The following is a 23353-nucleotide window of genomic DNA, read 5'->3' on the forward strand; positions in this document are numbered from 1 at the left end:
CCCTCACAAAAGCCGGTTGCGCAAAGCGGCAACCACGTTGAAGGTCTGCTCGCGCACGGCGTTCTTCGGATCAAAGAGCGTCAGGGTCAGGCGCACGCTGCGAATCAGTGCCGGGTCAGTTGGATTGCTGCTGTAGCTCGACGCCGCGATGTCCGTCGCGCTGCTGGCTACGCCGAAAGTCACGTTGAAGGTTCGGACGTTGTCCACCAGCACCGCCAGGGTCGGGTTACCGGCACCAGTGCCCATCAGCAACTGGTTATTGCTGAAGCTGTAGATCAGCCGTCGTATCGGAAACGCCGTCTGCCCGGCCGCAGGTACCCGTACTCCGGTGTAGGCGGTTGCCGAGGTGCGGCAATCGGAGACGACGGTCCAGGTCGGTACGCCACCACCACCGCCGACATCCGTTGTCACCAAGGTCAGTTTCAGGTTGGTGTTGTCCCAGCGGATCGGCGTGATCTGGCTGGCATTGAAGTCCCCCGCCGAGGAAGCATCGGTAATGGTCCCCAGGCAACCGAACATGCCCACCATGCGCAGTTCCTGGACCATTTTGCTCAAGGCGAACCGGGCGTCCTCCTGCATCACCGCCGCCGCCCCCTGGCTGATGTAGGTGTTCTTGGCCGCAATGAAAATCTGCACCACGCCCAGCACGACGATCAGGCTGAGCACCAGCGCGATCATCAATTCAATCAGGCCGAATCCCCGGCAATACTTGTTCAAGGCGGTGTCCCCACCGGGTCGACAGCGACACGACTGGTCAGCACGAAGCTGCGTCGCGCCTCGGCCGCGTCGGACGTGTTGGCGGCGCGGTCGTCGTCCCAGGAAATGGTGATGGTGTAGACCCGCTGGTTCAGCCGTATGGTGCCGGTGGCCGTGGCGCCGCCGAAGGCAATGATGTTGGTCTTGAAATCGTAGAGGTCCTGGTCGCGAGCAACGTTGAGGTTCGGCGAACTGGGCGGCGTGACGGTGTAGTCGGCACCGGAGTTGGCGCGGATGCGGTCCAGAATGTCATAGGCGATGAAACTGGCCTGGCTGGTCATGCGCGAACTGTCGGTGTACTTGAGGGCATTGAGCTGAATCATCGCCGCCCCCAGCAAACCCACGCCGAGGATCAGCACCGCCACCAGCACTTCGATCAGCGTCATGCCCCCCTGTGCCTTGTTACTGCAATCCTTCATCCGCAACTTCCACCCAAAACGATTCTTCCATTGAGGCAAACACTCAGCGTCCGACTCTGCGCCCCCCTTACATAATTGAAGCTCACTGGCGTAGCCGGGGCCGACAACCCGCCAAGGCTGTTGAAATCTATGTTGGTCACCTCTGAGGTTAGCGTCAGAGTGACGCCGCTGCCCATCGCTGGAACAACCCGCAATACATTGGTCGGGGTGGTCGGATTGCCAGTGTTGTCATACACCATCAATTCACCGCTCCAGGCACCGCCCTGGGTCGTGGGGCGAATCCGAATGGTGACACCACGGTCGATCGCTTCCATTCGGGCAAAGTTCAGCGCCCGGCGCAGATCGCTGATCTCGGTATCGGCCTTGGTGCTCTGCATCGATCCGGTAAACGCCGGCACCGCCAGGGTGATCAGGATCAGCATCACGCCGAGGGCCACCACCACCTCAATCAGCGTGAAACCTTTTGTACGAAGATCCATCGGTGCCCTCCGTTGCCGTCGGCTATACCTGCTTGTACACGCTAGAACAAACCACCGCCGCGTGTACGGTTGTTTTGGAATACGGCGCACGGATCGCGCCGCTTAACACGCTTCAGGGAGGAGATGTCATGCACCAACAGGGCTTCAGCCTGATCGAGCTGCTCATGGGACTGGCGATTACGGCAATTGTTCTGTCGTGGGCCGGCTCCGGCTACAAAGCGCTGGTCGAATCCACTGAACGCAAAGACGCCGCGCTGCTATTGGCCAGCGGCTTGCGCAGCGCTCGCAGCGAAGCCATCGCGCGCAACCGAACCGTCGTGATCAGAGGAATAGACAACGATTGGGGCCGGGGCTGGCGAATCACGCTGGACGACAAAGAGAAGACATTGCTGATGGAACGCAGCAGTCGCGCCCGGGTGATTGGCAACTGGCCGGTGAAGCGGTCGGTGCGGTTCAGCAGCCTGGGGGAGGCACTACTGCCCAGCGGCGCCTTCCAGGCCGGCACGCTACACGTGTGCGCCAAACGCGAGCCACTCAGTCACCATCAGGTGGTGCTGGCGCGCACCGGACGCATCAGCCTACGCAGCGAAAAAGCCGAGCAGGCCGCATGCGAAAAGGACTTAAAGCAGGGAACGGACGCGTAGCTCTTTGGGCATCGAGAAAGTGATGTTCTCCTCGCGACCGGCCAATTCATCGGCACCGGTTGCGCCCCAGGCCTGCAATTGCTGGATCACGCCACGCACCAGCACTTCCGGCGCGGAGGCACCGGCGGTGATGCCGATACGCTCGACGCTGTCGAACCAGCTACGCTGCATGTCCTCGGCGCCGTCAATCAGATAAGCCGGCGTGTCCATGCGCTCGGCCAGCTCACGCAAGCGATTGGAGTTGGAGCTGTTCGGGCTGCCGACCACCAGGACCACATCGCATTCGTTGGCCAGTTGCTTGACCGCGTCCTGACGGTTCTGGGTGGCGTAGCAGATGTCGTCCTTGCGGGGCCCGCCGATGGCCGGGAAGCGAGCACGCAGTGCGTCGATCACCCGACTCGTGTCGTCCATGGACAGGGTGGTCTGGGTGACAAAAGCCAGGCTCTCGGGGTTACGGACCTGCAAGGCCGCGACGTCAGCCTCGTCCTCGACCAGGTAGATCGCCCCGCCATTCTTGGCGTCGTACTGGCCCATGGTGCCTTCGACTTCCGGATGCCCCTCGTGGCCGATCAGGATGCATTCGCGACCGTCACGGCTGTAGCGCGCGACCTCGATATGCACCTTGGTCACCAGTGGGCAAGTGGCGTCGAACACCTTCAGGCCACGGCCGGCGGCTTCGGTGCGCACCGCTTGGGAAACCCCGTGGGCGCTGAAAATCACGATGACGTCGTCCGGGACCTGGTCCAGCTCCTCGACAAAGATCGCTCCGCGGCTACGCAGGTCTTCGACGACGAATTTGTTGTGGACCACTTCGTGGCGCACATAGATCGGCGGCCCGAAGACTTCCAGGGCGCGGTTGACGATTTCGATCGCCCGGTCCACACCGGCGCAGAAGCCACGGGGGTTGGCGAGTTTGATTTGCATGCTGTGCCTCGTGTCTGTGGGAGCGAGCCTGCTCGCGATGCGGTGGATCAGTGAACTCGACGGTGGCTGGGACTCAGCTATCGCGAGCAGGCTCGCTCCCACAGGAATTGTGGGGGCAGCCACTGCCCGTTAAACCTTAAAGCGCCTTGACCTCGAGGATTTCCACTTCGAAGCTCAAGGTCTTGCCCGCCAGCGGATGGTTGAAGTCCACGGTCACCTGGGCGTCGTCGTAAGTCTTCACCACACCTGGCAGCTCGGTGTTGGCAGCGTCGTTGAAGATCACCAGCAGACCCTCGGACAGCTCCATGTCCTGGAACTGGGAGCGTGGCATGGTCTGCACGTTTTGTGGGTTGGGCTGACCAAAGGCGTTTTCTGGTGGAACGACCACGGTGCGCTTGTCGCCGGCCTTGAAACCGAAAATCGCTGCTTCGAAGCCGGGCAACAGGTTACCGTCGCCGACCTTGAATACCGCCGGGGCTTTGTCGAAAGTGCTGTCGACAGTGTCGCCGTTTTCCAGGTGCAGGGCGAAGTGAAGCTTCACTTCAGTGTTTTGAGCGATACGCTGCTCAGTCATGGACGGCTTCTCCGGTTTTCTTGCTCTTGAACATATCCAGGGCGAGCATCACGGCGCCCACGGTGATAGCGCTGTCGGCAAAGTTGAACGCCGGGAAATACCAGCGGTTCTGCCAATGCACCAGTATGAAATCGATGACGTGGCCCAGGGCAATCCGATCATAGAGATTGCCCAACGCGCCACCGAGCACCAACGCCAGCGCCACGGCCAGCCAGGTTTCATCGCGGCCCAGGCGCTTGAGCCAGACTACCAGCACGGCGCTGACCACCACCGCGATCAGGGCGAACAGCCAGCGCTGCCAGCCCGAACTGTCGGCCAGGAAACTGAACGCCGCCCCCGTGTTGTAGGCCAGGGTCCAGCTGAAGTAGTCAGGGATGACCACGATCTGCTGGTACATGGTCAGCGAGTGCTCGAAGTAGTACTTGCTGGCCTGGTCGATGACCAGGACCAACACGCTCAACCACAACCAGCCCAGCCGTCCGAAACGGCTCGCCACGTTAGGCATAGTGACGAACCTCACCGCTGCCGCTGATGTTATCGACGCAACGACCGCAGATTTCCGGATGTTCCGGGTTCACGCCGACGTCTTCGCGACAGTGCCAGCAACGGGCGCACTTGGTGTGGTTCGACTTGACGATCTTGAGCTTCAGGCCGCTGACTTCAGTGACCACCGCATCGGCCGGTGCCTGCACGAAAGGTGCAACACTGGCAGTGGAGGTGATCAGCACGAAGCGCAGCTCGTTGCCCAGTTTGGCCAGGTCGCAGCCCAGGGCTTCTTCGGCGTAGAGGGTCACTTCGGCCTGCAGGTTGCCACCGACGGCCTTGGCCGCGCGCTGGATCTCCATTTCCTTGTTGACCGCCGCCTTGACCGCCATGATCCGGTCCCAATAGGCCCGGTCCAGCTCAAAGCCTTGCGGCAACTCGGTGAGGCCTTCGTACCAGGTGTTGAGCATCACCGATTCGTTGCGCTCGCCCGGCAGGTACTGCCACAACTCGTCGGCGGTGAACGCCAGGATCGGCGCGATCCAGCGCACCAGCGCCTCGCTGATGTGGAACAGCGCGGTCTGGCACGAACGGCGCGCCTTGCTGTTGGCGCCGGTGGTGTACTGGCGATCCTTGATGATGTCGAGGTAGAAACCACCCAGCTCCTGCACGCAGAAGTTGTGGATCTTGGAGTAGACGTTCCAGAAGCGGTATTCGCCGTAGTGTTCCTGCAACTCGCGCTGCAGCAGCAGGGTACGGTCCACGGCCCAACGGTCCAGCGCGAGCATTTCTTCGGCCGGCAGCAGATCGGTGGCCGGGTTGAAGCCGGTCAGGTTGGAAAGCAGGAAGCGCGCGGTGTTACGGATCCGCCGGTAGGCGTCCGCGCTGCGCTGCAGGATCTGCTCGGAAACAGCCATCTCGCCGGAATAATCGGTGGAGGCAACCCACAGGCGCATGATGTCGGCGCCCAGGGTGTCGTTGACCTTCTGCGGCGCGATCACGTTGCCCAGGGACTTGGACATCTTGCGGCCGGACTCATCGACGGTGAAGCCGTGGGTCAGCAGCTCGCGGTACGGCGCGTGGTCGTCGATGGCGCAACCGGTCAGCAACGAGGAATGGAACCAGCCACGGTGCTGGTCCGAACCTTCCAGGTACAGGTCGGCACGCGGGCCGCTCTCGTGGCCCATCGGGTGCGAACCGCGCAGCACGTGCCAATGGGTGGTGCCAGAGTCGAACCAGACGTCCAGGGTGTCGCTGATCTTGTCGTACAGCGGCGCTTCGTCGCCCAAAAGCTCAGCGGCATCCATCTTGAACCAGGCTTCGATGCCTTCGACTTCGACGCGCTTGGCCACTGCTTCCATCAGCTCAACGGTGCGTGGGTGCAGCTCGCCGCTTTCCTTGTTCAGGAAAAACGGGATCGGCACGCCCCAGTTGCGCTGGCGGGAGATGCACCAGTCGGGACGGTTGGCGATCATCGAGTGCAGGCGCGCCTGGCCCCAGGCCGGCACGAATTTAGTGTCTTCGATGGCCTTGAGGGATCGCTGGCGCAGGGTGTCGCCAGTGGTGGGCTGCTTGTCCATGCCGATGAACCACTGCGCGGTGGCGCGGTAGATCAGCGGGGTCTTGTGGCGCCAGCAGTGCATGTAGCTGTGTTCGATGACGGTGGTGTGCAACAGCGCGCCGACTTCGGTCAGCTTGTCGACGATGGCCGGGTTGGCTTTCCAGATGAACTGGCCGCCGAAGAATTCCAGCGACGGCACGTACACGCCATTGCTCTGCACCGGGTTGAGGATGTCGTCGTTGACCATGCCGTATTTCTTGCAGGTCACGAAGTCGTCAACGCCATAGGCCGGCGCGGAGTGAACTACGCCAGTGCCCGCACCCAGTTCCACGTAGTCGGCCAGGTACACCGGCGACAGGCGATCATAGAACGGGTGACGGAAATTGATCAGCTCCAGCGCCGAACCTGGCGCGGTGGCAACCACCGAACCTTCGAGGCTGTAGCGGGCCAGGCAGGATTCGACCAGCTCTTCGGCCAGCACCAGCAGCTTGTCGCCGACGTCGATCAGGGCGTAGTTGAACTCCGGGTGGACGTTCAGCGCCTGGTTGGCCGGGATGGTCCACGGGGTGGTGGTCCAGATCACGATCGCGGCCGGTTTGGCCAACTTGCCCAGGCCGAAAGCGGCGGCGAGCTTGTCTTCATCGGCAATCGGGAACGCGACGTCGATGGTCGAGGACTTCTTGTTTTCGTACTCGACTTCCGCCTCGGCCAGGGCCGAACCGCAATCGAAGCACCAGTTCACCGGCTTGAGGCCCTTGAACACGAAGCCGCCCTCGACGATTTTCGCCAGGGCACGGATTTCGCCGGCTTCGTTCTTGAAGTCCATGGTCTTGTACGGATTGGCGAAGTCGCCCAGCACGCCAAGGCGAATGAATTCGGACTTCTGCCCTTCGATCTGCTCGGTGGCGTAGGCACGGCACAGCTCGCGGGTCTTGTCCGCGCCCAGGTTCTTGCCGTGGGTCACTTCGACCTTGTGCTCGATCGGCAGGCCATGGCAGTCCCAACCCGGGACATACGGCGCATCAAAACCCGACAGGGTCTTGGAGCGGATGATCATGTCCTTGAGAATCTTGTTCAGCGCGTGACCGATGTGAATGGTGCCATTGGCGTACGGAGGGCCGTCGTGCAGGACGAACTTCGGACGATCCTTGCCAATTTCGCGCAACTTTCCGTACAGGCCAATGCTGTCCCAACGCTGCAGAATCTGTGGTTCGCGCTGAGGCAGGCCGGCCTTCATTGGGAAGGCGGTGTCCGGAAGGTTTAGCGTGGCTTTATAGTCGGTCATTTAAGGCTCTTCATTAGCGATTGGCGCTGGTTGCGACAAGGGCACGGGCGGCGGCGATATCTGCATTGATCGCCGTCTTGAGCGCCTCCAGAGAGGCAAAACGCTGCTCTTCACGCAGCTTTTGGTGGAAAACCACCGTCAAACGCCGGTCATACAGATCGCCGGCAAAATCCAGAACATGTACTTCGAGGTGGGCCTTGCCATCCCCTTGGACCGTGGGCCGTACGCCGATATTGGCGACACCGGGCCAGGTCTTGCCGTCGATCTCGACACTCACCAGGAACACCCCGGTCAACGGTACACGACGACGCTTGAGTTGCACGTTGGCCGTCGGCGTGCCCAATTGGCGCGCCAGTTTCTGCCCGTGCAGGATCCGCCCGGCAATCCGGTACGGCCGGCCGAGCAAGCGCTCGGCCAATTCGAAGTCGCCAGCTGCCAGGGCATTGCGGACCTGGGTGCTGCTGACGCGCAAGCCGTCGATCTCGACAGTCTGCGCCGCCTCGACAGTGAAACCCTGGGCGATACCGGCCTGTTGCAAGTAGTTGAAATCCCCTACCCGGTCGCAGCCGAAACGAAAATCGTCGCCCACTTCCAGATGCTTCACACCCAGACCGTCCACCAGGATGGTCTCGACGAACGCGGCGGCGCTGAGCTTGCTCAGGCGCCGGTTGAAGGCCAGGCACAGGACCCGGTCGATGCCTTCGGCGGCCAGCAGTTGCAGCTTATCGCGCAAACGGGCCAGACGGGCCGGGGCGGTGGCAGGGTCGAAACATTCCCGGGGCTGCGGCTCGAAGATCACCACGCAGCTCGGCACGCCCAATTCCAGCGCACGCTCGCGCAGCCGCGCCAGGATAGCCTGGTGGCCACGGTGAACACCGTCAAAGTTGCCAATAGTGGCGACACAGCCCCGATGTTGGGGGCGCAGGTTGTGGAGGCCTCGAACCAGCTGCATAACGCGCTTCTTGCTCATAAAGTGGCCGATTATAACCACACCCGGCGGCCAACGACAGGCAACACCGCAAGCCAAAGTGATCGAACCGACAAAACCGCTGCCCGGCCCGGGATTCTCGAAGGCAAACCCTCAGCTCAAGGCCTTGCGATTGAAGTCGCGCAGGCGGAAACCCATCAACAGCAACATACCGAAATATGCCACCACGCCGGCGACGACCAGCACGCCCAGACGCAGGAAACGCGCGAGCATCTGCCCTTCGCCCCAGGCCGGCATGAAATGCATCGCGCCAAGCAGGACTGCCGACATCACCGCCACGGCCACCAGCAGCTTGAGGCCGAACTTGCCCCAGCCCGGCTGCGGCTGATACATCTTCTGTTTGCGCAGTTGGTAAAACAGCAACCCGGCGTTGAGACAGGCGCCGGCACTGATCGCCAAGGCCAGGCCGGCGTGCGCCAGCGGACCGATCAGCAACAGGTTGAACAGTTGGGTCATCACCAAGGTAAAAATGGCGATTTTCACCGGCGTGCGAATGTTTTGCTGGGCGTAGAAGCCTGGCGCCAGCACCTTGATCACGATGATCCCGAGCAAGCCCACCGAGTATGCGATCAGCGCACGCTGGGTCATCAAGGCGTCGAACGCATTGAATTGACCGTATTGGAACAGCGAAACCGTCAGCGGCTCAGCCAGGATTCCCAGCGCGAGGGAACAGGGCAAGACCAGCACGAAGCACAGGCGCAGGCCCCAGTCGAGGATGCGCGAGTATTCCTGGCGGTCCTGGCTGGCGTAGGTCTTGGCCAGGGTTGGCAGCAGGATCGTGCCCAGGGCCACGCCCAGCACGCCGGACGGCAACTCCATCAGGCGGTCGGCGTAGTACATCCACGACACCGAGCCGGCCACCAGGAACGAAGCGAAAATGGTGTTGATAATCAGGGAAATCTGACTCACAGACACCCCGAGGATCGCCGGCAGCATCTGCTTCATCACCCGCCATACACCGCTGTCGCGCAGATTCAGCCGCGGCAGAACCAGCATGCCGATCTTTTTCAGGTGCGGCAGTTGGTAAAGCAACTGCGCCAGGCCACCGACCAATACCGCCCAGCCGAGAGCCATCACGGGAGGGTCGAAGTATGGCGTGAGGAACACCGCAAACACGATCATGCTGACGTTGAGCAGGGTCGGCACAAAGGCCGGCACGGAAAAACGGTTCCAGGTATTGAGGATTGCCCCGGCCAGGGACGACAGGGAGATCAGCAATATATAAGGAAAGGTCACCCGCAGCAGGTCCGAGGTGAGCTGGAATTTTTCCGGCGTATCGGTGAAACCCGGGGCCGTGGCCCAGATCACCCATGGCGCGGCGAGCATGCCGGCGGCCGTGACCAACGCCAGCACCAAGGTCAGCAGCCCTGTGACGTAGGCGATGAACGTGCGGGTCGCCTCGTCGCCCTTCTGGCTTTTATATTCCGCCAGGATTGGCACAAAAGCCTGGGAAAAAGCGCCTTCGGCGAAGATCCGGCGCAACAGGTTGGGCAATTTGAAGGCGATGAAGAAGGCGTCGGTGGCCATTCCGGCACCGAATATCCGCGCAATCAGCGTGTCGCGAACGAACCCCAGGACGCGGGAGAGCATCGTGATAGAGCTGACGGCAGCCAACGATTTGAGCAGATTCATGAAAAGAGTTTTTGCCTGTCGATAAACAGCAGGCGAACAACGCGCCCACTTATGCGATACTCCGCGCCGCTAAACAGTGCAGAGCCAAAGCCCGCGAGTTTACAGGTCGCACGCCGGAAAGAAATCCTTCGGTGCGCCGCACCTGCCATTCAGCGGAACGCGTCACCCGCCCTTGACAAGACCTCAACTCATCGGCATGATTCGCGGCCTATTTTGTTTGCTATTTCCTAAAAAGTCTTTCGAGGAGCTCGACGGTGGCCAACACACCTTCCGCCAAAAAACGTGCAAAACAGGCTGAGAAGCGTCGCAGCCACAACGCCAGCCTGCGTTCCATGGTCCGTACCTACATCAAGAACGTAGTTAAGGCCATCGACGCAAAAGACGCTGAAAAAGCCCAAGCTGCTTACGTTCTGGCTGTGCCAGTTATCGACCGTATGGCCGATAAAGGCATCATCCACAAGAACAAGGCTGCTCGCCATAAGAGCCGCCTGAATGGCCACGTAAAGGCCTTGAACGTTGCCGCTGCTGCCTAAGCGACGCGCTCGTTAAAAAACCGACCTTAGGGTCGGTTTTTTATTGCCTGGGATTTACCCCACGCCAGAGCACCCCTCCCCTGTGGGAGCGAGCTTGCTCGCGATGGCGGTGGATCAGATGACGGAAATGGTGACCGCACCGCCGTCATCGCGAGCAAGCTCGCTCCCACACTGGATCTTCAGCGGGCATAAGCCCCGCGCCCACCACACATCCCCTGCGGGAGCCTACTCACCAAAATTGAAAACCACTGGCTTGGGTGGAGGGCAACCGCCAGGCGGTGGGAAATTCTGTACACCGGCCTCATCGTAGCCGGTGTAACACCCCACTATCTTGTCATCCTTGAAGTTCATGCGACGCTCAACCACGCCCGTCGGGTAATAGTAGATCGTCTCGCCCTCACGCTTGGCGTATGAGTAGTCCTTGTATTCCCGCCCCTCGACCGTTATCAGGCGAAAGCCCTGCTTGGCTTCGGAGAACTTCAACTGACCGTTGGGGTAGTACTCGTTGTGAGTCACGCGATCATCAGGCCCCAGCAACACCTCTCGGACGTTACGCCCATCCTGGGTGTGGCGGACACTTTGCTCGTTTCCGAACAGGTAGTCGCTCTCAGAGTCGAAATGGCCGTTATTGAAAGCCCCTCGCTGCTTGCCGCAGCGCTTGATGCTGGTGTACTTGCCATCAGGCACATGGCAGTAGTTCCTGTCAGCGATCAGCACGCCATTCGCATCAAAGGATTGCAGATTACCAATGGGCTCATCGCCCTCGTAGGTTGCCACCGTATCGGGCTGACCATTGGGGTGATAGAGGCGAAACGGGCCCTCTTTCGAACCATGCCGCCACGAGATATCCGAAAGCAGCACCGCGCCGTCATCACTGTAGGTCAGGGCGCGCCCCTCGATCTGGCCGCTGGCATAGTTGGCCGAATAGGTGAGCTTGCCATTGGCCGCGTAGGTTTCTTTCAAGCCATCCAGCACGCCTGCACGGTAATGCTCGACGAGCCGCAAGACACCCGCAGCATCCACTTCACGCAATTCGCCCTGCTTCTTATCAGCAACGAAATCCACGGTCTGGGCACCACCACCTTCTACATTCAGCTTCCAACGACCTTCCCGGACACCGCGCACATAACGCCCCTCACCCCAGGGCATTATCCAGTTCCCGTGCTGCATTCCCGCCACAAAATCGCCACGCTGGATGACCTCACCCTGACGCACACGCTCGGAAGGCCCGTCAAAATCACCATGCTTGTAAGTATCGAAGCCGGACATCGCCCCTTCATCGTCGCGCCCCTCGATCGTCCAGCGCCCCTCATAGAAATCGTCGACGATCATGCCCCTGGAAACCGTGCCCCCATCACTGACAACCCACGGCCCCTGGCGCAATCCATCTACATAGGCGCCAGTGGACTCGTAGCCCGACTCGTCGAATTCAGTCCACTGACCCGATCTCTTACCCTGGACATACGAGCCCCGCGCCCAGAGCCGCCCATCGCCCAAGGCCACCCACGCCCCATCCTCGGAGCCCTGATAGACCTTTGGATTGGTTTCCCAAGCCATTCTGCTGACACGGTAGGCAGAACCAACATCCTCGTCCTGGGGAGGCACGCGCTCATACGTCAGCGTGAGCCAGCGCCCTTCGCGCTGCAGGAAAGTCTTCTTGTAGGTGTCGCGATGAGGATCCTCCGCCGGCTGCCCCACCGAAGCCGGGACACCGTCGACACCGAAATAGCCCACCAGCGTGCCACTCGCAGGCGCCAGCGTGTCGAATTCGGCAATACCGGTCTTGGGCAACACAGCGCTGTAATCGTAAGGCGGCAATTTGCCCAGTTCTTTCTGGACCAGCGCGGCAGTGAGAACCTTGTGATCAGCGGCAATACGATCCAACACCGGCTGCAGCGTCTCGAGCCGGCGATACCCGCCAACGGACGGCACGAAGCGATAACCGTGAAGTGCAGACCGCCCCTTGGCCCGGGACAGCACGATCAACGTCTGCAGATCACTGTCGAGACTGGCATAGAACACCGACTCGATGCTCGCATCACCATAAGTGTCGAGCACTTGCGGGACACCGTCCGGCGAATCGCACAGGCATGAATAACCGACGACACCCTCCGCCTCGCGGATAAACGCCAGCGTCGCCCCACTTTCCTGGGAAGTTTTTATCACCGGATGCGCCAGCGGCTTTGCGCCATAAAACGGTTCGGCCAACGCCCCGGCGCAAACGGAACAACCCAATACAAACAGCAGCAAAAACGAACGCATACGAATCCCTTCGCGCCAAAAGCACAACAAATCCATGAAAATTAAAAAAGCGAGCCGATCGGCTCGCCCATTATTCGAGACTTAACGCCACGGCAAGATCGGAATGGCTGTCACCGCATTCTGCGGGCTGCCTTCGATCACGCGGTCGCTATAGACCAGGTACACCAGCGTGTTGCGTTTCTTGTCGAGGAAACGCACCACCTGCATGGTCTTGAACACCAGCGAAGTGCGCTCCCTGAACACCTCTTCGCCGTCCTTGAGTTCACCCTTGAAGCTGATGGGCCCAACCTGGCGACAGGCGATGGACGCCTCGGCGCGATCCTCGGCCAGGCCCAGACCGCCCTTCACGCCGCCGGTCTTGGCTCGCGACAGGTAGCAGGTCACACCGTCGACCTTGGGATCATCGAACGCCTCGACCACGATCCGGTCGTTCGGCCCGACAAACTTGAACACCGTCGATACCTGGCCGATTTCTTCAGCCGAAGCCAGCAGCGGCAATGCCAGCAGCAAGCCGATCAATCCTTTTGCCAAACCCATGATTTTTCCTTAGACAAGGATCAGGTTGTCACGGTGAACCAACTCAGGCTCAGCCATGTAACCCAACAGACCGACAATCGCATCAGACGACTGCCCGATGATTTTCTGTGCTTCCAACGCGCTGTAGTTGGCCAGGCCACGGGCGATCTCGCGACCATCCGGCGCCACGCACACCACCATTTCGCCACGACGGAAACTGCCCTGGACCAGCTTCACGCCCACCGGCAACAGGCTTTTGTTGCCTTGGGACAAGGCCGCCACCGCACCTGCGTCCAGCACCAGGGTGCCACGGGTTTGCAGGTGCCCGGCCAGCCATTGCTTGCGTGCCGCCAGCATGCCGCGCTCAGGGGAGAGCAAGGTGCCGATGCGCTCGCCGGCCTTCAGGCGATCCAGCACACGCTCCAAGCGACCGCCGACAATGATGGTGTGGGCCCCGGAGCGCGCCGCCAGACGCGCCGCACGCAACTTGGTCTGCATGCCGCCACGGCCCAGCGCACCACCGGTACCGCCCGCCACCGCATCCAGCGCCGGGTCATCGGCACGGGCTTCGTAGATCAGCTTGGCATCGGGGTTGTTGCGCGGATCGGCGTCGAACATGCCGTCGCGATCCGTGAGAATCACCAGCAGGTCCGCTTCCACCAGGTTCGCCACCAGCGCGGCCAGGGTGTCGTTATCGCCAAAGCGGATTTCGTCGGTGACCACTGTGTCGTTCTCGTTGATCACCGGGATGACCTTGAGCTCCACCAGCGCGCGCAGGGTGCTGCGGGCGTTGAGGTAGCGCTTGCGGTCGGACAGGTCGTCGTGGGTCAGCAGGATCTGCGCCGTATGGCGACCGTGCTCGGCAAAGCTCGATTCCCAAGCCTGCACCAGGCCCATCTGGCCGATAGCGGCAGCGGCCTGCAATTCGTGCATCGCGCTGGGTCGCGACGTCCAGCCCAAACGGCTCATACCGGCTGCCACAGCCCCCGAAGAGACCAGTACCAGCTCGACGCCAGCCTCATGCAAGGCCACCATCTGCTCGACCCACACCGCCATTGCCTGGCGATCCAGGCCCTTGCCATCCGCTGTCAGCAGTGCGCTGCCGATCTTCACGACCCAGCGCCGCGCACCCGTCACCTTGCTCCGCATCATCTTCAACCTTTGCCAGCGAACGGCGCGACCCAGCGCCGCCCATGGGATTATTCGTATTTGCGTTTTACAGATACCAAAACGCCGCTCGAATGAGCGGCGCCTTGGAAACCGGCTGGCTGCGATGATAACACCGCGCTGAAACACTTAAACCTGTGGGAGCGAGCTTGCTCGCGATTGCATTGGGCCAGCAATATTGATACCGGCTGTCACACCGCTATCGCGAGCAAGCTCGCTCCCACAGGCCCCAGCTTCAACCGAGCGACATCAGCACACGATCAGTCGCGAACGTAGATGATTTCCGGACCGTCTTCGTCATCCACATCTTCTTCGTCCCAATCGTCGTCACCGATGTCATGGACCGACTTCACGCCGCTGCGGCGCAGGGCTCGCTGGTCATCCAGCGCCTGCAACTGGGCACGCGCCTCGTCTTCGATGCGCTGGTCGAGCTCAGCCAGCTCTTCCTTGTAGGCCGGATCGTTGGCCAGGCGATCGGCACGATCTTCCAGGTAACGCATGATGTCGTGGCACAGACGCTCGGTGCCTTCTTTGGCAATGGCCGAGATCACATAGACCGGACCTTCCCACTCCAGGCGATCGACGATTTCCTTGACCCGCTCGTCATGCTCCTCTTCGAGGATCTGGTCGCACTTGTTCAGCACCAGCCAACGGTCACGCTCGGCCAGGGCCGGGCTGAACTTGGTCAGCTCGCTGACGATGACTTCAGCGGCATCGGCGGCATCAGTCTCATCCAGCGGCGCCATGTCCACGAGGTGCAGCAACAGGCGAGTACGGGACAAGTGCTTGAGGAAGCGAATCCCCAGGCCAGCGCCATCGGAAGCGCCTTCGATCAGCCCCGGGATGTCCGCGACCACGAAGCTCTTCCAGCGGTCGACGCTGACCACGCCCAGGTTCGGCACCAGGGTGGTGAACGGGTAATCGGCGACTTTCGGCTTAGCCGCCGACACCGAGCGAATGAAGGTACTTTTACCGGCATTCGGCAAACCCAGCAGGCCCACATCGGCCAGCACTTTCATTTCCAGCTTGAGGTCACGCTGCTCGCCCGGCTTGCCTGGCGTGGTCTGGCGTGGCGCACGGTTGGTACTGGATTTGAAACGGGTGTTGCCCAGGCCGTGCCAGCCGCCATGGGCAACCAGCAGACGCTGGCCAGCCTTGGTCAGGTCGCCAATGACTTCCTGGGTGGCGGAGTCGATCACCGTGGTGCCGACTGGCACGCGCAGGACCAGATCCTCACCTTTTTTGCCGGTGCAGTCGGTGCTGCCGCCGTTGGAGCCACGCTCGGCATCGAAGTGCCGGGTGTAACGGTAGTCCACCAGGGTGTTGAGGTTTTCGTCGGCGAGCATGTAGATCGAGCCGCCGTCGCCACCGTCACCACCGTTCGGGCCACCGTTTTCAATGAACTTTTCCCGACGGAAACTCATGCAACCATTGCCGCCGTCGCCAGCCTTTACTCGAATCGATACTTCATCAACAAACTTCATGACACACGCCTCTCGCCATACGGACGAGCCAAAAAAACAAGACATAAGACTCTTGCAAAAATGAGCGCAGCGACCTGATGACACGCCCCAACCGCAGCGCCGACAGCCCATACAAACAGTTTTGCAAGAGACTCACCCCACAAACGAAAAAGCCCCGTCGCAAGACAGGGCTTTTCCAGCGGTCTCGCAATTAAGCTGCGATAACGCTTACGTAACGACGACCGAAGGCGCCTTTTACTTCGAACTTGATCACGCCTTCGACTTTAGCGAAGAGGGTGTGATCTTTACCCATGCCCACGCCGTAGCCAGCGTGGAATTGGGTGCCGCGCTGACGCACGATGATGTTGCCTGCTTTGATAGCCTGGCCGCCATACATCTTCACGCCAAGGCGTTTGGCTTCTGAGTCGCGACCGTTACGGGTACTACCACCAGCTTTTTTGTGTGCCATGAGTTCAATTCTCCTAGTGAGGAATTAGGCTGAAATTAAGCCTGAATACCGGTGATTTTGATCTCGGTGTACCACTGGCGGTGGCCCATACGCTTCATGTGGTGCTTACGGCGACGGAACTTGATGATGCGGACTTTATCGTGACGACCTTGGGAGATCACTTCAGCCACAACGGTAGCGCCAGCAACGACTGGAGCGCCGATATTCACGTCATCGCCATTGGCGACCAACAGAACGCGATCAAAAGTCACGGATTCGCCGGTAGCGATTTCCAGTTTTTCGATCTTCAGGTATTCACCTGGGGCGACCTTGTATTGCTTGCCACCAGTAACAATTACTGCGTACGACATGGTATTTCTCCGATAATCCTGCTCACCCAGCGCTTTATAAGAAGAGGTATTGGCTGGCATGGCTGCATGGGCTGGAAGGCCCGGATGCAATTGCGTAAGGCAGGTGCTGCCCAGGAAGTTCAGGGTGCGCGATTGTACGCAAGGCGCAACAGCCTTGCAAGTAGCCGTCCATCGCGCCTTGACAGGCCTGGGTGGGGGTCCTAGCATGCCGCGCAACCCTTCTGGAGCACCTGTCGCTGATGCAACCCCAAGCTTTCTACCGCGCGGTGGCGGACGATTTTAGCGCCGTCGACGGCATCATCAAGAAGCAGCTGACTTCCCGAGTGCCTCTGGTATCGAAAATCGGCGACTACATCACGTCAGCGGGTGGCAAGCGCCTGCGTCCTTTATTGGTGCTGTTGTGTGGCAAGGCCCTGGGCCGCGAAGGCGACGACCTGCGCCTTCTGGCCGCCACCATCGAATTCCTGCACACCGCGACCCTGCTGCATGACGACGTGGTCGACATGTCTGGCATGCGCCGTGGCCGCTCGACTGCCAATGCCATGTGGGGCAACGCCCCAAGCGTGCTGGTGGGCGACTTCCTGTATTCGCGCTCGTTCGAAATGATGGTCGAACTGGGCTCGATGCAAGTGATGAAGATCCTGTCCCAGGCTACTCGCATCATCGCCGAAGGCGAAGTGCTGCAGTTGTCCAAGGTGCGCGACGCCAGCACCACCGAAGAAACCTACATGGAAGTCATTCGTGGCAAAACCGCGATGCTCTTCGAAGCCTCGACCCACAGCGCCGCCGCGCTGGCCGGCGCCACTGCCGAGCAGAGCGAAGCGCTGCGCACCTTTGGCGATCACCTGGGCGTGGCCTTCCAGTTGGTGGACGACCTGCTGGACTACAAGGGCGACGCCGAGACCCTGGGCAAGAACGTCGGTGACGACCTGGCCGAAGGCAAGCCTACCCTGCCATTGATCTACACCATGCGCGAAGGCACGCCTGAACAGGCGGCCCTGGTCCGCCAGGCGATCCAGAAAGGCGGGATCGAGAACCTGGAAAGTATTCGTGAAGCGGTTGAAGCGTCCGGCTCGCTGGACTACACCGCGAAACTGGCCCGTGACTATGTCGCCCGCGCGATCAAATGCCTCGACGCCCTGCCGGCCAGCGAATACCGCGATGCGCTGGTGGAATTGAGCGAGTTTGCGGTGGCGCGTACCCATTAAGTCGATCACCAGAGGCTTTTTTGTGAAGAGGGGATTTCTCCCCTCTCCACAATGCTCCCGCAGCAGCCATCCTTTTCAGCAACAAAACCCTATATAATGTGCGCCCTTTTGCCCTCCTGATACCCAAGGAACCTTAGTGAGCACGTTGCCTCCCTGCCCGAAATGCAATTCCGAATACACCTACGAAGACGGTACTCAACTGGTCTGCCCGGAGTGTGCCCACGAATGGTCTGCCAATGGCGAAGTCGAAACGGCGTCCGATGACACCGTGAAGAAAGATTCGGTCGGCAACGTCCTGCAGGACGGCGACACCATCACCGTGATCAAGGACCTCAAGGTCAAGGGCACCTCACTGGTGGTCAAGGTCGGCACCAAGGTGAAAAACATCCGCCTGTGCGATGGCGATCACGACATCGACTGCAAGATCGACGGCATTGGCCCGATGAAGCTCAAATCCGAGTTCGTCAGAAAGGTCTGAGCCCGCTATTTCCCATCCCACGCGCTGCGTGGGATGGTGCTTGGCCCTCCTCGCTTTTGTCCTATCCCCACGCGCCAGCCATCTCGGGCTGCCACGACCCATCGTCAGAAAACCAATCGGAACACCAATAGAGACTTGCTATTTAGCGAATAAGAATTATTCTCATCGAACCCCATCAAGGAGATGAGAACCATGACTTATTTGATCGATGCCTGGCTGGACCGCCCACATCCCTATCTCAGGATCCTGCATCGGGAAACCGGGGAAGTCTGTGCGGTGCTTGAAGAAGAAGCCTTGAGCGAGCTGCAGGACCAAGGGGATCTGGACCTCAACAGTCTCAATTCCAGCGAACCGTTGGTACTCAAGGAGCTGGTGCGTAATCTGTTCCTGTTCTGCTACGCCCGGGCGTTGCGCCCGACGAGCGATTTCAATGGCAGGTTTCACGGATGAAGCACCAAACCCTGTGGGAGCGAGCTTGCTCGCGATAGCGGTGTGACAATCAACTGGGATGTTGAATGTAAGTCCGCCATCGCGAGCAAGCTCGCTCCCACAGGTATTTAGGGTCTTACAGAACGTCCAACAGCTCGACGTCAAACACCAGTACGCTGTGCGGCGGGATGCTACCAACGCCTTGAGCGCCGTAAGCCAGTTCGCTCGGTACGTACAGGCGCCATTTGCTGCCGGCGTTCATCAGTTGCAGTGCTTCGGTCCAGCCTGGAATCACGCCGCCCACCGGGAATTCGGCAGGCTGGCCACGATCATAGGAGCTGTCGAACACAGTGCCGTCGATCAGGGTGCCGTGGTAGTGGGTACGCACCTGGTCTTCACGGGTCGGCTTGGCGCCTTCGCCCTGGGTCAGCACTTCGAATTGCAGGCCGGAAGCCAGGGTGGTGATGCCTTCACGCTTAGCGTTTTCGGCCAGGAATGCACGGCCTTCGCCAGCAGCGGCTTCAGCCTTGGCAGCGGCTTCGGCCTGCATGATTTCGCGGATGACCTTGAAGCTGGCGGACATCTCGTCCTGGCCCACACGGCTCGGCTTGCCGGCGAAGGCGTCGGTCAGACCGGCCAGGATCGCGTCCAGGCTCACGCCCGGTGGCGGGTTGTCGCGCAGTTGGTCGCCCAGCTGGCGGCCAATGCCGTAGCTGACGCGGGTTTCGTCGGTGGACAGGTTAACTTCGGACATGATGCTGCTCCGCTGTGCGGACGGCTCGGGAAATTGCCGTGGATGACACAGCGCCTCCCGGAGCGCCCGGAACCAAAAGGGCGAGCAGACTAGCACAGATGCCGGGGCGGGTGACGAGCCCCGCATCGAGCGCCGCCGCCAGAAACGACAACGCCCGCCTGCTTCTCGACAGGCGGGCGCTACGCCAGGGCGATGAAACGACCTCAATGCTTGGTCAGTTTATCCAGGTAGCCCATGGCAAATGCCGACACCACGAACGTCATGTGAATGATCACATACCACTTCAGGTGCTCGGGATCGACGTTCTTGGCATCCATGAAAATGCGCAGCAGGTGAATGGAGGAAATGGCCACGATCGAGGCCGCGACTTTCATCTTCAGCGATGAAGAGTCCATGGTGCCCAGCCAGTTGAGCTTTTCCTTGTCGGAATCGATGTCCAATTGCGAGACGAAGTTCTCGTAGCCGGAAATCATCACCATCACCAGCAGGCCGCCCACCAGCGCCATGTCGATCAGCGACAGCAGCACCAGGATCAGATCGGATTCGGCCATGGAAAACACGTTGGGAATGACGTGAAAGACTTCCTGGAAGAATTTCAGCGCCAGGGCCAGCAAGCCCAGGGACAGCCCGAAGTAGATCGGCGCCAGCAGCCAACGGGAGGCGTACATTGCGTTTTCGATAAAGCGTTCCATTGAATCTCACACCAGGGCTGAAAAATCGCGGCGAGTATATCAGCCACGACCAACCCCACAAACGCCGGGCCGATCCTTGGCTCCGACCCTTGTTTCAAAACTTTACTGCACATGCCCGTCCGAAGATGCCGCGTCAATGCAGTGGACGAAACTCGAAACCATCAACGCTACGGCACCGGCCGCCATTGATTTCACGCAATTGGGCTTGCATGTGCAGGCACCAGATTTGCGGGTCGTCGGCCAGTTCATAGCCGTGCAATGTCAGGCTCTGAACGATGGTGTCGAGGATGGATTCAGCGGCGTTCGGGCCAGGAAACGGGCCCTGGGCCTTGATCGCGGAAGGTTGTTCACCGGCCATTCCGGCGGCGAAGAGCAAGGTCCACATGCCGGTATCACCCGCCAGCGGGCGAATGGCGCATTCGATACGGGTGACAAGGCCCAGGCATTGACGAGTGAGGCAAAGGTTGCGCGACATGGCGGCGCCCCTCGGTAGATCCGGTATTCAGCCCAGGGAGGGCTGTTTCGATCCAATGATGACTCTCGTTATCCTTGAACTGAGGATAGAAGAAAAGTTCCGGCCTCAAGGGAAAGCGAGACCAGAATACGCCGAATGGTCATAGTGTGAATATTGACGCCAAAGTGGTGGCACTTCTTAACTCAACCCCGAAACAATGTGGGAGCGAGCTTGCTCGCGATAGCGGTATGACAGTCGAGAAAAAAGTGACTGAAACTCCGCTATCGCGAGCAAGCTCGCTCCCACAGCAATCAGGAAAGCATCAAGCCGGCTTGGCCTCCGCCAACGCCTGCTGCGCCAGCTCCTTTTCCGCTTCCTTGATGTCGTCTTCGCTGATCATCTCCGCAATCACCCGCAGCCGCTCCACCACCCGGGCGTTGACGCTGCCCTCGGGGAATTCGCCGTTTTCATTCGGCTCACCGGCAGGCTCGCCCACCAGCAGGCTCAAGGCTTCGTCGGCCTGGCGCACGGCATAGACGTGGAACTGCCCGGCGCGCACGGCAGCCAGCACCTTCTCGTCGAGCATCAGTGTCGCGACGTTGGCCTGGGGAATGATTGCCCCCTGCTCACCGGTCAACCCGCGGGCTTCGCAGAGGCGGAAGAAGCCTTCGATCTTCTCGTTGACCCCGCCCACCGCCTGCACTTCACCGAACTGGTTGATCGAACCGGTAATGGCGAAGCATTGCTTCAACGGCGTTTTCGACAAGGCCGAAATCAGCGTGCACGCCTCGCCCAGGGACGCGCTATCGCCGTCCACATAACCGTAAGACTGCTCCAGGGCAATGCTGGCGGAGATCGCCAGCGGGAACTCCTGGGCATAACGACTGCCCAGGTAACCCGTGAGAATCATCACGCCCTTGGAGTGGATCGGTTGGCCAAGGTTGACCTCCCGCTCAATGTCGACGATACCGCTGCCGCCCGGATACACCGTGGCGGAGATCCGCGCCGGGACCCCGAACGCCGAGTCGCCCACTTCCAGCACGGTCAAGCCGTTGCACTTGCCCACGGCCGCGCCGTCGGTGTCGATCAGGATGATCCCCGCCAACATGTCGTCGAGGATCCGCGCCGAGACACGCCCGGTGCGCGTGGCCTTGGCCTTGAGCGCGCGCTCGATGTGGCCAGCGTCGGTCATTTCGTCACCGGCCAACTGGCGAATGAAATCCGCCTCGCTGACCAGTTGGAACAGGTCGCCGATACGCGCCGATAAGCGCCCCTGGTGTTCGGCCAGCCTGGCACTGTAAGTGGCCAGGCGCGCCACCGCATCGGCGGTCAGCGGGGCCATGCCCTCTTCAGAGGTACGGGTCTTGAGCAACTGGGCGAACTGCTCCAGGCTCTCGTCGCCCATCGGGATGTCTTCGTCGAAATCCACCAGCACGCGAAACATTTCCTGGAAGTCCGGATCCAGGTCCTGCAAGGCGTAGTAGAGCTGGCGCGCCCCGATGATCACAACCTTGACCTGCAGCGGGATGTGCTGCGGCGTCAGGGTTACCGTGGCTACGCGCCCCAGTTCACCGAGCGGCGATTCCATTTTCAGCTTGCGCGATTGCAGAGCACGCTTGAGCGCATCCCACACGAACGGCTCACCGAGCATTTTTTCCGCTTCGAGAATCAGAAAACCGCCGTTGGCCCGGTGCAGGGCGCCCGGCCGCAGCTGCCGATAGGTGGTGTAGAGCGCGCCCTGGTCAGTGCTGTATTCGATACGACCGAACAGGTTGTCGTAGGTCGGGTGCGGCTCGAACACCACCGGGGCGCCACCACTGAACGGATGCCCGACCACCAGGCTCGGAGCATATTGCTCCTCCAGCAGCTTGCGAGCGATGGCGTCGGTCTTGCTGTCGTCCACCAGTTGCTCGACCACGGTCTTGAGCAGATAAACCTGCATGGCCTGCAGGTAACCGCAGACCGCCGCGTTTTCCGCGTACTTTTCCGACAGCGGTGCCAAAAGAGGCTGCAGGGCCAAGGTAATGGTTTCTTCGTTGAGCTGGCGCAACTGGTTGCTCGACTCACGCTTCCACTGCGGCAGGCTGGCGAGTTCTTCGTTCAGGCGCTCTTCAAGGCCGGAAATGTCCTCATGGAAACGCTCGCGCTCGGCCTCTGGCAACTGGGCGAACTCCGCCTCATCCAGGGCCTTGCCTTCGCTCATCGGTGTGAAGGCGATGTTGCTGCTGTCACGGTACAGCGCGACATCCTTCTCCAGTGCCAGGCGCTCGATCACATCGAGGGCACGGTCGTAGCGCTGGTTGAAGGCACGGTCGATGGCGCTTTTTTTCTGCTGGTAGGACGGGTGCTCGAACACTGCCGGGAAGGTCGCCAGCAGGTTGTCGATCAGGCCGTTGATGTCAGCGATGAAAGCACCGGCAGTGCCCGATGGCAGCTCCAGGGCACGGGGTTCGCGGGGCTCATCGAAATTGTTGACGTAGACCCAGTCGGCCGGGGTCTGCAGGCGCTTGCCTTCAGCCTTGAGGTAACGTTTGACGAACGAAAACCGGCCAGTGCCAGGCTCTCCCATCACGAATACGTTGTAACCGGGGCGCGGCATGGCCACGCCGAACTGCAATGCTTCGACCGCACGTTCCTGGCCAAGCACACCGCGGAAGGGCTCCAGATCATTGGTGGTAGAGAAGCTGAACTGTTCAGCGGAAAACGGACGGGTCAGCGCTTCGGGCGCTAGACGCAAGCTGGCAGCAACAGGATCAGGCATCGGGCTTCCTTACATCAGGCGGGGCAGATAGCGGCATTCTGGCGCTGCCTGTACCTGACTGGCAAGGAGCGC

Annotated in this window: 24 protein-coding genes; 5 read left to right on the forward strand and 19 right to left on the reverse strand. The window is 60.6% G+C overall.

Features of this window, described 5'->3' with window-relative positions; genetic code table 11:
* Positions 1 to 3 precede the first annotated feature (3 nt).
* From SGN16_RS25090 to SGN16_RS25100, 3 genes are read right to left on the reverse strand one after another with little or no spacing between them, the layout of a single operon-like run.
* Entirely contained in the window at positions 4 to 717 is a 714-nt protein-coding gene (locus SGN16_RS25090) for a prepilin-type N-terminal cleavage/methylation domain-containing protein (protein WP_210641020.1), read from the reverse strand.
* Entirely contained in the window at positions 714 to 1175 is a 462-nt protein-coding gene (gene pilV, locus SGN16_RS25095; protein ID WP_210641022.1) for a type IV pilus modification protein PilV, read from the reverse strand. The genes SGN16_RS25090 and pilV overlap by 4 nt, the downstream gene beginning before the upstream one ends.
* Positions 1172 to 1654 carry a GspH/FimT family pseudopilin gene (locus tag SGN16_RS25100; protein ID WP_335945968.1) on the reverse strand — a complete coding sequence of 161 codons (483 nt, stop codon included), beginning with the start codon at positions 1652 to 1654 and terminating at the stop codon, positions 1172 to 1174. The genes pilV and SGN16_RS25100 overlap by 4 nt, the downstream gene beginning before the upstream one ends.
* Before the next feature lie 128 nt (positions 1655 to 1782).
* Here SGN16_RS25100 and SGN16_RS25105 point away from each other — a divergent pair, with 128 nt between their 5' ends.
* Entirely contained in the window at positions 1783 to 2298 is a 516-nt protein-coding gene (locus SGN16_RS25105) for a GspH/FimT family pseudopilin (RefSeq protein WP_335945980.1), read from the forward strand.
* On the opposite strand, the gene ispH is transcribed toward SGN16_RS25105, so the two are convergent.
* From ispH to murJ, 6 genes are all read right to left on the reverse strand, one after another.
* Positions 2275 to 3222, reverse strand: coding sequence for a 4-hydroxy-3-methylbut-2-enyl diphosphate reductase (ispH, locus tag SGN16_RS25110; RefSeq protein WP_335945969.1), 948 nt, complete (start codon positions 3220 to 3222; stop codon positions 2275 to 2277). The two genes, SGN16_RS25105 and ispH, sit on opposite strands and share 24 nt — an antisense overlap.
* A 136-nt stretch (positions 3223 to 3358) precedes the next feature.
* A complete protein-coding gene (gene fkpB, locus SGN16_RS25115) occupies positions 3359 to 3796 on the reverse strand; it encodes an FKBP-type peptidyl-prolyl cis-trans isomerase (protein ID WP_210641029.1) in 438 nt (145 codons plus the stop codon).
* A complete protein-coding gene (gene lspA / locus SGN16_RS25120) occupies positions 3789 to 4301 on the reverse strand; it encodes a signal peptidase II (protein ID WP_210641031.1) in 513 nt (170 codons plus the stop codon). Before lspA ends, fkpB begins: the two co-directional genes overlap by 8 nt.
* Positions 4294 to 7125, reverse strand: a complete 2832-nt coding sequence (ileS, locus tag SGN16_RS25125) for an isoleucine--tRNA ligase (protein ID WP_335945970.1) — start codon at positions 7123 to 7125, stop codon at positions 4294 to 4296. Before ileS ends, lspA begins: the two co-directional genes overlap by 8 nt.
* Before the next feature lie 13 nt (positions 7126 to 7138).
* Entirely contained in the window at positions 7139 to 8077 is a 939-nt protein-coding gene (gene ribF / locus SGN16_RS25130; protein ID WP_210641034.1) for a bifunctional riboflavin kinase/FAD synthetase, read from the reverse strand.
* Between the two features lie 129 nt (positions 8078 to 8206).
* Positions 8207 to 9745: a murein biosynthesis integral membrane protein MurJ gene (gene murJ / locus SGN16_RS25135; protein ID WP_335945971.1), complete on the reverse strand. Its 1539-nt coding sequence runs from the start codon at positions 9743 to 9745 to the stop codon at positions 8207 to 8209.
* Between the two features lie 254 nt (positions 9746 to 9999).
* On the opposite strand from murJ, the gene rpsT reads away from it, so the two are divergent.
* Entirely contained in the window at positions 10000 to 10278 is a 279-nt protein-coding gene (gene rpsT, locus SGN16_RS25140; RefSeq protein WP_003185593.1) for a 30S ribosomal protein S20, read from the forward strand.
* Between the two features lie 225 nt (positions 10279 to 10503).
* On the opposite strand, the gene SGN16_RS25145 is transcribed toward rpsT, so the two are convergent.
* From SGN16_RS25145 to rplU, 6 genes are all read right to left on the reverse strand, one after another.
* On the reverse strand, positions 10504 to 12540 hold the full coding sequence (locus SGN16_RS25145) for a hypothetical protein (protein ID WP_335945972.1): 2037 nt from the start codon (positions 12538 to 12540) through the stop codon (positions 10504 to 10506).
* Between the two features lie 81 nt (positions 12541 to 12621).
* Entirely contained in the window at positions 12622 to 13077 is a 456-nt protein-coding gene (locus tag SGN16_RS25150) for a CreA family protein (RefSeq protein WP_135847245.1), read from the reverse strand.
* A 9-nt stretch (positions 13078 to 13086) separates the two neighbouring features.
* The gene (proB, locus tag SGN16_RS25155) at positions 13087 to 14205 is read right to left on the reverse strand and encodes a glutamate 5-kinase (RefSeq protein WP_092333957.1); all 1119 of its coding nucleotides are present in this window, start codon (positions 14203 to 14205) and stop codon (positions 13087 to 13089) included.
* Positions 14206 to 14483: 278 nt separating this feature from the next.
* Positions 14484 to 15707 (reverse strand): Obg family GTPase CgtA, encoded by a 1224-nt coding sequence (cgtA, locus tag SGN16_RS25160; RefSeq protein WP_210641045.1) that lies wholly within the window; start codon positions 15705 to 15707, stop codon positions 14484 to 14486.
* 190 nt (positions 15708 to 15897) lie between these two features.
* Positions 15898 to 16155 (reverse strand): 50S ribosomal protein L27, encoded by a 258-nt coding sequence (rpmA, locus tag SGN16_RS25165; RefSeq protein ID WP_003205738.1) that lies wholly within the window; start codon positions 16153 to 16155, stop codon positions 15898 to 15900.
* A 35-nt stretch (positions 16156 to 16190) separates the two neighbouring features.
* A complete protein-coding gene (gene rplU, locus SGN16_RS25170) occupies positions 16191 to 16505 on the reverse strand; it encodes a 50S ribosomal protein L21 (protein WP_003176051.1) in 315 nt (104 codons plus the stop codon).
* 239 nt (positions 16506 to 16744) lie between these two features.
* Here rplU and SGN16_RS25175 point away from each other — a divergent pair, with 239 nt between their 5' ends.
* The 3 genes from SGN16_RS25175 (at position 16745) to SGN16_RS25185 (ending at position 18641) form a co-directional block, all read left to right on the forward strand.
* Positions 16745 to 17713 (forward strand): polyprenyl synthetase family protein, encoded by a 969-nt coding sequence (locus tag SGN16_RS25175; RefSeq protein ID WP_210641046.1) that lies wholly within the window; start codon positions 16745 to 16747, stop codon positions 17711 to 17713.
* A 136-nt stretch (positions 17714 to 17849) separates the two neighbouring features.
* The gene (locus tag SGN16_RS25180) at positions 17850 to 18191 is read left to right on the forward strand and encodes a zinc ribbon domain-containing protein YjdM (RefSeq protein ID WP_210641048.1); all 342 of its coding nucleotides are present in this window, start codon (positions 17850 to 17852) and stop codon (positions 18189 to 18191) included.
* A gap of 192 nt (positions 18192 to 18383) precedes the next feature.
* Complete coding sequence (locus SGN16_RS25185) at positions 18384 to 18641, forward strand: hypothetical protein (protein ID WP_210641050.1); 258 nt, start codon at positions 18384 to 18386, stop codon at positions 18639 to 18641.
* Between the two features lie 115 nt (positions 18642 to 18756).
* Here the strand turns inward: SGN16_RS25185 and SGN16_RS25190 are convergent, their stop codons facing one another.
* The 4 genes from SGN16_RS25190 to SGN16_RS25205 form a co-directional block, all read right to left on the reverse strand.
* On the reverse strand, positions 18757 to 19374 hold the full coding sequence (locus SGN16_RS25190) for an FKBP-type peptidyl-prolyl cis-trans isomerase (protein WP_003205746.1): 618 nt from the start codon (positions 19372 to 19374) through the stop codon (positions 18757 to 18759).
* A 203-nt stretch (positions 19375 to 19577) separates the two neighbouring features.
* Positions 19578 to 20066 carry a TIGR00645 family protein gene (locus SGN16_RS25195; protein ID WP_003185611.1) on the reverse strand — a complete coding sequence of 163 codons (489 nt, stop codon included), beginning with the start codon at positions 20064 to 20066 and terminating at the stop codon, positions 19578 to 19580.
* A 133-nt stretch (positions 20067 to 20199) separates the two neighbouring features.
* A complete protein-coding gene (locus SGN16_RS25200) occupies positions 20200 to 20541 on the reverse strand; it encodes a hypothetical protein (protein WP_210641051.1) in 342 nt (113 codons plus the stop codon).
* Between the two features lie 301 nt (positions 20542 to 20842).
* Positions 20843 to 23281 (reverse strand): ATP-binding protein, encoded by a 2439-nt coding sequence (locus SGN16_RS25205; protein WP_210641053.1) that lies wholly within the window; start codon positions 23279 to 23281, stop codon positions 20843 to 20845.
* Positions 23282 to 23353: the final 72 nt, after the last annotated feature.

It is taken from the genome of Pseudomonas sp. G166 (assembly GCF_037027455.2).
Taxonomy (GTDB): domain Bacteria; phylum Pseudomonadota; class Gammaproteobacteria; order Pseudomonadales; family Pseudomonadaceae; genus Aquipseudomonas.